Raw genomic sequence first — 9,274 nt, forward strand, 5'->3', positions numbered from 1 at the left:
GCAGACCCTGACCGCCCCCCCACCCCGCCGATCCACGATCCGCGGGGTACAGGCACGTCCGGTCAGGTCCGACGCAACCGGCTCTGAGGTCAATGAAACAAGCAGCCGATGAGCGCGCGTGCTCTCGCTACTGTGAAGCCTGTGCCCTCGCCTGATCTCAACGCAGATCTGTGGGTGCCGGACGAGGCAGGTCGACGGAGTCGAGCGAAGCACCGCTGTCCGAGGAAGCCCTTCGTTCGGTCGACGCAGAACTCGGCTGCCGCCTACCCCCTGCATACGTCCACCTGGCCCGACCACGTGGCGGTCTCGACCTCATCGCCCTCGACTACAGCGCTTGCGGACCTGATGGCGAACCTTGGCGTCGTGCACGTGGAATCGGGAGGTCGGCTCCACGGTCACTCCGCTCGCACGGCGCGACCGCACATGCCGCGGCCCGGGGACTCCTTGACGCCGACCTGAACCGAGCGGAGTATCGAAGGACGTTGAGGCGGCGGGGGACGACATGGACGATCGGGTGCGTGTCGCTGTGCGGGTGGCCGCCTGCCTTGGGTTGATGGTCGGCACAGCAGCTTCCTGCAGCACCTCAGCTCGGAACGTGGGTCGGCTGGCGCAGGCGGGCTCCGACGACGTGTTGCGGGGCGGCATCGTGCTCGGCAACACGGCCGATCAGCTGGCGCCGTCAATCGGCAGCAGCGTTCGATCGCAGGTGAGCCGGCTGTCTGACGACGAGGATGTCCAGGACGCTGCGTACGGGTTGGCGTGGGACGTGATGTGCGACGTGGTCACCCACTCGCTGCCTGACGATCTCGACACGGTGACCGGCTACGTGGCCGCGGCAGCCACCAGTTTCGCGTTGAGCTTCACCGACGAGGGTGCACAGATCCTGGGCGCCGCGATCATTGACGAGCTCGATGGTCAGGAGTCGGAGATCCGGGTGACGTGCGGCGACCTGCAGCCTGGCTGAGCGTTTCGCGAGCTCTGTTCGACCACGCCGCTTGGTGCACGAACTCCGAAAGGAGGTCGCTGCGGGGCACGTCCGGCGGACGCGGCGGATGCCGAGCGGTCGTGCCGTTGAGCAGTCCGAGGAGCGTGATCCCGGGGGGGTCTCTCGACAGCGGAAGCCCGGGACCCGGCCCAACGAACGGGCCCGAATGGGCGTCGCGCTGAGCCAGGCGATCCCGGACGCCGCCGTAACCTCGACCGCTGGCGTCGGTTGACCCGCCATGCGACAACTTCGGGCGCGCCTGGCTGCGGTGCCAGCGCTCCTCTACTTCGCCCTGGTGTGGACGGCCCTCGCGCTGTGGGCGAACGACGTGCGAGGCCTCTACATCGCTGCCATCTGTGCGATGGGTGGGGTCGTCCAGTTGGTGCGCCAGGAGCCGCGATGACGTCGGCTGCGCGGCGAGCGTGCCATGCTGGGCCTGTGAGATCCCGACACCGTCACGCCCTGCTCGGGATGGTTCCCATCGTCGTCCTGCTGGCGTGCTTGAGCATCGCCTCGGGTCTGGCCACCCTGCTGGGGCTGCCGCCGGGGCTGGCCGCCCTCTTCACCCTCCTGCTCGCGGTGATCGGGTTCTTCATCTCTCGGGCCATCCTCAGGCGAGGCTTCGCGCAGAGCGACCCCTGGCACCAGCGGGCCTGACTCAGCGCCGGCCCGCCAACTCGACGGGCTCCACGGGCTCCACGGGCTCCACGGGCTCCACGCGTTCAAGGGGCTCCGTAGCAGGAGCCGCTTCCTCGCGGCGCCGGGCCACCAGGCTGGTGATGATCACGGTCGCGAGGATGCCGACGATCACGCCCAGCGACAGCAGCGTCGGGATTTCCGGCACCCACATCCACACGCCGTGCGCCCAGTGGGCCACCAGCTTGACGCCGATGAACGCCAGGATCGCGGCCAGGCCGTAGCCCAGGTGGGCCAACGAGGCGAGCGCCCCGGCCAGCACGAAGAACAGCGCACGCAGACCGAGCAGGGCGAAGGCGTTGGTCACGAAGACCAGGTACGGGTCCTCGGTGATGCCGTAGACGGCCGGCACCGAGTCGATCGCGAAGACGATGTCGGTGCCGAGAATGGCCACGACCACCAGGGCCATCGGCGTGAGCCAACGACGTCCGTCGCGGACGACGCTGAGCCGGCTGCCCTCGTAGTCGTCGGTCACCGGCCAGATCCTGCGCAGCAGCCGGACGGAGCGCAGCGAGCTGATGTCGATGGTGTCGTGGTGCGGGGTCATCGCGTCGCGCAGCACCTTGACCGCGGTGAGCAGCAGGATGGCGCCGAAGAGCAGGAAGGCCCACGCGAACGACGAGATCAGCTGGGCGCCCAGCGCGATGAAGATGCCGCGGAGCACCAACGCCCCGGCCACCCCGATCAGCAGCACCCGCTGCTGCAGCCTGCGGGGTACGGCGAAGGCGGTCAGCAGGATCAGAAAGATGAACAGGTTGTCGACCGAGAGGGACTTCTCCACCAGGTAGCCGGTGTAGTACTCCAGCCCTCGCTGGCTGCCGTGGCTCTGCCACACCCACACCCCGAAGGCGACCGGGATGGCGACGTAGAACACCGACCAGGCCACCGCCTCCCGCATCCGCACCTCGTGCGGCTTGCGGGTGACGGCGAAGTCCAGGGCGAGCAGACCGAGGATCGCGGCGATGGTGATCAGCCACAGGCTGGGAGTGCCGACCGGATCGGCGACGAGCACAGGGAACGGGGACACAACAGACTCCTCAGGATTCTTCTCCTGAGGTCTCCTTCACCGCTGGAATGCGGCCCCTGACCGGGAGTGCATCGGCACTCGGACTGACCGGACAGAACTGGGAAGTACTCCCCTCGAGGCGCAAGGATAGTCGAGCCCTCCGGTCGACAGAAATCGGCCACGCACCACCGGCCGCTCCCTCTTCCCCCGGTAGCCTCGCGCTGCATGGGGGAGATCGCCGCGATACTGACCGTCGCACTGGCCGCCGGCATGCTCGCGAGTCTGGTCCGACTGCCACCGCTGGTCGGCTTCCTGGTGGCGGGCTTCGCGCTCAACGCCGCCGGGGTCCAGGCGCCGGACGCCCTGGGCCTCCTGGCCGACCTGGGCGTGACCCTGTTGCTCTTCGGGATCGGCCTGAAGCTCGACCTGCGGGTCCTGGTGCGCCGCGAGGTCTGGCTCACCGCCACCACGCACATGGCCGCCACCACGGCCGTCGCGGCCGGCTTCCTGGGGCTGCTCGGGATCCTGGGCGTGGGGCTGCTGACCGACCAGGACTGGCAGACCCTGGTCCTCGTCGGCTTCGCGCTCTCGTTCTCCAGCACCGTCTTCGTGGTCAAGCAGCTCGAGGAGCGCGGCGGCCTCGTCTCCCTCAGCGCCCGCAGCGCCATCGGCATCCTGGTGGTCCAGGACATCGCCGCGGTCGCCTTCCTGGCGTTCGCCCACGAGGAACGACCCAGCCCCTGGGCCGCTGCCCTGGTCCTGCTCGTGCCGGCCGCTGCGCTCGTCCGCCCGCTGCTGGCCAGGCTCGGTCACGCCGAACTCCGGCCGCTCTTCGGCCTCGCCGTGGCCCTGGTGCCCGGCTACGCCCTCTTCGACCTGCTCGGCGTCAAGGGCGACCTGGGCGCGCTGGTGATCGGCGTCCTGCTCGCGTCCCACCCCGGATCGGTCGAGCTCAGCAAGAGCCTGTTCTCCCTCAAGGAGCTGCTGCTCGTCGGCTTCTTCCTGTCCATCGGGTTCACCGGCCTGCCGTCGGCTGAGCACCTCCTCATCGGTGCCGCCCTCCTGCTGCTGGTCCCGCTCAAGTCGTTCGGCTTCGCGGTCCTGCTGTGGGCGCACGGCCTGCGGCGCCGTACGTCGGTGCGGACGGCGACCATCCTCGGCAACTACTCCGAGTTCGGGCTGATCGTGGCGGTCGCCGCCGGCGCCCAGCTCGGCGACCCCTGGCCCGTGGTCCTCGCCACCACCGTGGCGGCGAGTTTCGTGCTGTCCGCGGTGGTCAGCCGGACTCCGGACGCCTTCGTCCAGATGGCACGGCGGCTGCTGCCCGATCGCCCGGCGGAGCGGATGCACGCCGACGACCGCCCGATCGAGGTGGGCGACGCCCAGGCCGTCGTGCTCGGGATGGGTCGGGTCGGACGGGCGGCCTACGAACGGCTGGAGAGCGGCTACGGCCTGCGAGTGATCGGGGTCGAGTCGCTGCCAGCACGCCGAGCGGTGTTGGCCGAGGAGGGTCTCAACGTCGTCGAGGGCGACGCCACCGATCCGGACTTCTGGGCACGGATCCGCCCCGACCAGGTCCAGCTGGCCGTGCTGGCCATGCCGTTCCACAGCAGCAACCTCAACGCCCTGAAGAACCTGGAGGCGAGCAACTTCAGCGGGACCGTCGCCGTGGTGGCCCAGTACGACGAGGACCTCCAGCAGGCCCGCGAGCTCGGCGCCCACACCGGCTTCCAGCTCTACGAGGGCGTCGGTGCCGAGCTCGCGGACACCGGCGCCCGAGAGGCCGGCCTCCCCCGACGCGACGCACCCTGACCCACTTCTTCGCGGTCGACCCACAGCCCTCGCACGGCTCCAGCAACCACGGCAGCCTCAGGCCGGGGTCACCTGCGCCGCCGGCGGCAACCCAGCGTGCGGCGCCGGTGGTGCGCTGAGCGGGTCGGCAGGCAGGGCCGCCACCTGGTCGCGACACCACGGGCTGATCACCCGGGTGCCGGCCAGCACGCCGTCGCGGAACTCCGTCCAGTCGACCCAGGCGAGATCCTCGACCTCGGTCGGGTCGGGGCGGGGCTCCCCCGATGCCGTCGCCACGAACACCGGACACATCTCGTTCTCCACCACGCCGCTGTCCATCACCGCCCGGTAGCGGAAGCCGGGCAGCAACAACCGGACGTCCTCGGCCCGCATCCCGACCTCGGCCAGCACCCGACGGCGTACGGCGTCGACGACGCCCTCGCCCGGGCCGGGGTGGCCACACACGCTGTTGGTCCACGCGCCCGGCCAGGTCGGCTTGCCCAGGGCCCGCTGCGTGAGCAGCAGTTCCCCTCGGTCGTTGAAGAGGTAGCAGGAGAACGCCAGGTGCAACGGGGTGTCGCTGTGGTGCACCCCCGCCTTGGCGGTGGTGCCGATCGCGTGGCCCTCCTCGTCGAGCAGGACCACCAGCTCAGGGGCGGGAGCGGGGGCGCTCATGCCGGTCTCGCCAGCTGGTTGACCGCCGCCGTGAACACCCACGGCAGTCGGGCTGCCGCCGGCACCACGCGGCCACGCACCGCGGGATGTCGGGTGGCGGTGACCAGTCCCCGAGTGAGGAGTTCGTGGCGCCACCCCAGGCGGCGAGCAGCGAGCTCGTAACGCTCGGGGTGTCCGGTCCGGACGGCGTCGACCGCGGCCCGGCCCTGGGCCAGGCCGAGCGCGATGCCCTCGCCGGTGAGGGCGTCGACGTATCCGCCGGCGTCCCCGACCAGCAGCACCCGGCCCGCCGCGCGGCGACGCGCACGCTGACGCAACGGACCGGCTCCGAGCACGCGGGTCGACGGCTCGCCGGCCACCCGTCGGGCCAGGGCCGGAAAGCCGGCGAGGAGGTCGTCGTAGGGCAGCCGGGCTTCGCTGAGCACTGCGATGCCGATCAGGTCATCGGCGACCGGCGTCACGTAGGCCTCGCCGAGCGCTGACCAGTGCACCTCGACGAAGGCGGTCCACGGGGCCACCTGCACGTGCCTGCGCAGACCGTAGCGACGGTGCCCGCCGGTCGGCTCGTCGAGCTCGAGCAGGCGCCGGATCGGCGAGTGCAACCCGTCCGCCGCGACGAGGTGACGTGTGGCTTCCCCGTCGACTACCACGTGGTCGCCCCGTTCCTCCACGCTGCGCACGGCCCGGTGCTCGATCGTGATGGCGGCCTTCGCCACGGCCTCGCCGAGCGCCACCTGCAGCGTCGTACGCCGCACTCCCCGGCCCAGCCCGTGCCGGAACGGCGCCTCGGCGACCCGGTCCCCTGCCAGGTAGCGAATCCCGGTGATCGGGTGGCCGTCGGGGTCCACCCCGAGCTCGGCGAGTGCGGCGACGGCCCCGGGCATCAACCCTTCACCGCAGGCCTTGTCGATCACCCCGTCACGGGGCTCGACCACGCCGACGTCGAGGCCGGCGCGGTGGGCGTACAAGGCGGTGGCCAGCCCCACCGGACCGCCGCCCGCCACGATCAGGTCACGCATCGGCAGACACCCTCGGCAGGGTGGCGAGCGCTTCGTTCTCGACCCTGATCCGCACCCGCAGCAGCGCCGCGTTCGCCAGCGTGAAGACCAGCGCGGTCAGCCACGACGCGTGCACCAGGGGCAGGGCCGCGCCTTCGACGACCACCGCGACATAGTTGGGGTGCGGGATCAGCCGGTAGGGACCCGACCGCACCGGGGCCAGTCCGGGGACGATGATCACCCGGGTGTTCCAGCGCGGACCCAGCGTGACGATGCACCACCAGCGCAGCGCCTGCGAGGCGACCACGAGCGCCAGCATCGACCAGGTCAGACCCGGCGCCACGTCGGGCCGCCGGACCCAGGCCTCGACCAGCATCGCCACCAGGAAACCCGAGTGCAGCACCACCATGAACGGGTAGTGCCCGCGCCCCGACTCGGTGCCGCCGCGCTCGAAGCTCCACGCCGCGTTGCGCTTCGAGACGACCAGTTCGGCCAGCCGCTCCAGGCCCACCAAGACGACCACCACCGTGAACGCGGTCAGGCTGGTCATCGGACGACCTTGCTGGGGTCGGTGGCCCGCACCAGCACCAGCTCGGAGCAGAAACCGGGCCCCATCGCCAGCATGATGCCGTGGGAGCCGGGCGTCGGCGGGCGATCGCGCAGGGTGTCCTCGAGGACGTGCAGGACCGAGGCCGAGGACAGGTTGCCGATCCGGGCCAGGGAGTCCCACGTCATCTCCACCGCGGCGTACGGCAGGTCGAGCGCCTCCTGGAGCGCCTCGATCACCTTCGGGCCGCCCGGGTGGCAGACCCACCAGCCGATGTCGGCCAGCGTCAGGTCGTGATCGGTGAGGAAGGACTCGACGTCGTCGCGGATGTAGCGCCCGACGATCGCCGGAACGGCCGAGTCGAGGACGATCCGCAGGCCCGACGAGGACACGTCGAAGCCCATCGTGCGCTCGGAGTCGGGGTAGAGCCGACTGCGGGTCGCGAGCACCTCCATCTGACCGTCCCGACCGCTGCCACCCTGCGCCACCACGGCGGAGGCGCCGTCGCCGAAGAGCCCGCTGGCCACGAGGTTGGGCAGCGACACGTCGTCCCGCTGGACGGTGAGCGAGCAGAGCTCCACCGCGACCAGCACGGCCACGTCGTCGGGGTGACCGAGCAGGTAGTCGTGCAGCCGTGCGACGCCGGCCGCACCGGCCACGCACCCCAGACCGACCAGCGGCATCCGCTTCACGTCGGGACGCAGCCCGATGGCGGCCGCGATCCTGGCCTCGAGCGAGGGCACCGCCAGCCCGGTCACCGTGGCCGAGACGATCAGGTCGACATCGCTGGGGGTGCGCCCCGCCGCCTTGAGCGCATCGACAACGGCGCGGGAGCCCAGCTCCACCGCGACCTCGATGAAGGCGTCGTTGGCCTGGGTGAAGTCCTCGAGACCCGCGTAGGCCTCCAGCGGCAGCGCGAGGTGGCGCTGTCGGACCCCGGAGTTGGCGTGGAAGCGGCGCATCAGTTTCTCGTCCAGACCCCCACGGGTCACCATCGCGGCAAAGGCCTCGGTGATCTCCTCCTGCGGATAGTGGTGCTCGGGGAGGGCTCCGCGGACGGACAGGATCTCCATGGCTGACTCCTTCATCGTCGGTGGCGCAGGTGGGAGGGACAGGACTCGGCTCCGGTCATCGGGCCGGTCATCGGGCCCAGACGAGCATCACGACGTCGACGAGCGCGATCGCGATGACGGCACGGAACGGAGTCCGGTCCCTGCCGAGCAGGGCCAGCAGGCAGAGCAGGGCGACGACCGCGAAGGCCGGAGCCAGGATCAGCCAGGAGGTGCTCTGGGACCCGGCAGCGATCACCGCGGTCGCCAGCACCAGCGCGGCCACCGCCACCGGTGGAGTCCACCGCGCGCCCAGACGGTGCGGCAACCCCCGAACTCCCGTGGCGGCGTCGTCGGCCAGGTCCGGCAGGACGTTGACCAGGTGGGCGCCGACCCCGAGCAGGGCTCCGGCCGCGATCATCCACATCGGCGGAAGCCGGGTGGCGTCGCGGGCGAGCTCGACGAACGCGGGCAGCCCGCCGAACGCGACGGCGTACGGCAGCCAGGACCAGAGCGTCGACTTCATCCCGAGGTTGTAGGCCCAACCGGCGGCCACCAGGACGAGGTGGACGAGGCCGGCCGTGACACCACAGGCGAGCGAGAGCGGCACGGTCGCGGCGACAGCCAGGGCGCAGGCGATGCGGACGCTGGTCGGGCTGACGACCCCGCTGGCCAGCGGCTTGTCCGGCCGGCCCACGCTGCGGTCGCGCGCGAGGTCGATCAGGTCGTTCGACCAGCCGATCGACAACTGTCCGGTCAGTACGGCACCGACCACCAGGGCGGTCGTGCCGACGCTGAGTCCGGCCGCGATGGCGAGCAGGGCACTGAGGAGGGACACGGCGACCACCGGGCCGGGGTGGCTGGCCGCGACCAGCCCCAGAGACGCCCGACGTAGGTTCACCGCTGCTAGGTACCCATCCCCCGCACATTCACCGCTCGGCTGCCCCGGTTCCCGCGATGACCGGTGGACCTCACTGCGGTGCGGTGTCCCAGTCGTCCAGGGTGTCGCAGTAGAGCCTCTCGACCCGAGCCACCTGCTCGTCGAGGTTCTCGGCGGTCCAGTCGTCGGTGGGCAGCGGTTCGAGCACCCGCACCTGGACGGTGCCCGGCGTGAGGATCATCGAGTGCGCGGGCATGATCGCGCCGGCGTTGCGCAGCACCACCGGCACCATCGGCACCCCGGCCTGCATCGCCAGGTGGAAGGCGCCCTTCTTGAAGGGCAGCAGCCGCGGGGTGGGTGAACGGGTGCCCTCGGGGGCGATCACCAGGGAGGTGCCGGAGGCCAGGCTCTCGAGGGCCGGTGCGAGGGCCTCCCGGGCCGCGACGCTGTCGGTGCGGTCGACGTACGCGACATCGGCCAGCCAGCCCATCGCAGCGAAGGTGGGGTCCTTGGCGAGCTCCTTCTTGGCCACCGCTGTGAAGTCGCGGCGCAGCAGTGCGGCGAGCACGACGACATCGAGCTGGCTCTGGTGGTTGAAGACGAAGACCGCCGGCCGCGAGCGCCAGAGGTTCTCCTGGCCTTCGACC

At 71.1% G+C, this 9,274-nt stretch carries 11 protein-coding genes; 4 read left to right on the top strand and 7 right to left on the bottom strand.

Translation table 11 applies throughout. The features are described from left to right. The first annotated feature begins 502 nt into the window (after window positions 1–502). From ABZE72_RS13520 to ABZE72_RS13530, 3 genes are all read left to right on the top strand, one after another. Window positions 503–964 carry a hypothetical protein gene (locus ABZE72_RS13520; protein ID WP_372729554.1) on the top strand — a complete coding sequence of 154 codons (462 nt, stop codon included), beginning with the start codon at window positions 503–505 and terminating at the stop codon, window positions 962–964. Between the two features lie 289 nt (window positions 965–1,253). Next, window positions 1,254–1,388: a hypothetical protein gene (locus tag ABZE72_RS13525; RefSeq protein WP_372729555.1), complete on the top strand. Its 135-nt coding sequence runs from the start codon at window positions 1,254–1,256 to the stop codon at window positions 1,386–1,388. A 68-nt stretch (window positions 1,389–1,456) separates the two neighbouring features. Beyond that, complete coding sequence (locus ABZE72_RS13530) at window positions 1,457–1,642, top strand: hypothetical protein (protein ID WP_372729556.1); 186 nt, start codon at window positions 1,457–1,459, stop codon at window positions 1,640–1,642. Between the two features lies 1 nt (window position 1,643). Here the strand turns inward: ABZE72_RS13530 and ABZE72_RS13535 are convergent, their stop codons facing one another. After that, a complete protein-coding gene (locus ABZE72_RS13535; RefSeq protein ID WP_372729557.1) occupies window positions 1,644–2,708 on the bottom strand; it encodes a TerC family protein in 1,065 nt (354 codons plus the stop codon). 204 nt (window positions 2,709–2,912) lie between these two features. Here ABZE72_RS13535 and ABZE72_RS13540 point away from each other — a divergent pair, with 204 nt between their 5' ends. Continuing rightward, entirely contained in the window at window positions 2,913–4,499 is a 1,587-nt protein-coding gene (locus tag ABZE72_RS13540; protein WP_372729558.1) for a cation:proton antiporter, read from the top strand. Window positions 4,500–4,556: 57 nt separating this feature from the next. On the opposite strand, the gene idi is transcribed toward ABZE72_RS13540, so the two are convergent. The 6 genes from idi to ABZE72_RS13570 all read right to left on the bottom strand — a co-directional run. Continuing rightward, the gene (gene idi / locus ABZE72_RS13545; protein WP_372729559.1) at window positions 4,557–5,153 is read right to left on the bottom strand and encodes an isopentenyl-diphosphate Delta-isomerase; all 597 of its coding nucleotides are present in this window, start codon (window positions 5,151–5,153) and stop codon (window positions 4,557–4,559) included. Further along, a complete protein-coding gene (locus ABZE72_RS13550; protein WP_372729560.1) occupies window positions 5,150–6,172 on the bottom strand; it encodes an NAD(P)/FAD-dependent oxidoreductase in 1,023 nt (340 codons plus the stop codon). The genes idi and ABZE72_RS13550 overlap by 4 nt, the downstream gene beginning before the upstream one ends. Then, window positions 6,165–6,701: an isoprenylcysteine carboxyl methyltransferase family protein gene (locus ABZE72_RS13555; RefSeq protein ID WP_372729561.1), complete on the bottom strand. Its 537-nt coding sequence runs from the start codon at window positions 6,699–6,701 to the stop codon at window positions 6,165–6,167. Before ABZE72_RS13555 ends, ABZE72_RS13550 begins: the two co-directional genes overlap by 8 nt. Further along, the gene (locus tag ABZE72_RS13560) at window positions 6,698–7,771 is read right to left on the bottom strand and encodes a type III polyketide synthase (protein ID WP_372729562.1); all 1,074 of its coding nucleotides are present in this window, start codon (window positions 7,769–7,771) and stop codon (window positions 6,698–6,700) included. Before ABZE72_RS13560 ends, ABZE72_RS13555 begins: the two co-directional genes overlap by 4 nt. A gap of 67 nt (window positions 7,772–7,838) precedes the next feature. Continuing rightward, complete coding sequence (locus tag ABZE72_RS13565; protein WP_372729563.1) at window positions 7,839–8,585, bottom strand: UbiA family prenyltransferase; 747 nt, start codon at window positions 8,583–8,585, stop codon at window positions 7,839–7,841. A 133-nt stretch (window positions 8,586–8,718) separates the two neighbouring features. Beyond that, on the bottom strand, window positions 8,719–9,274 hold a 556-nt coding region (locus ABZE72_RS13570; protein ID WP_372729564.1), incomplete at its 5' end, for a lysophospholipid acyltransferase family protein.

The sequence above is a fragment of the Nocardioides sp. genome (assembly GCF_041600255.1).
Taxonomy (GTDB): domain Bacteria; phylum Actinomycetota; class Actinomycetes; order Propionibacteriales; family Nocardioidaceae; genus Nocardioides.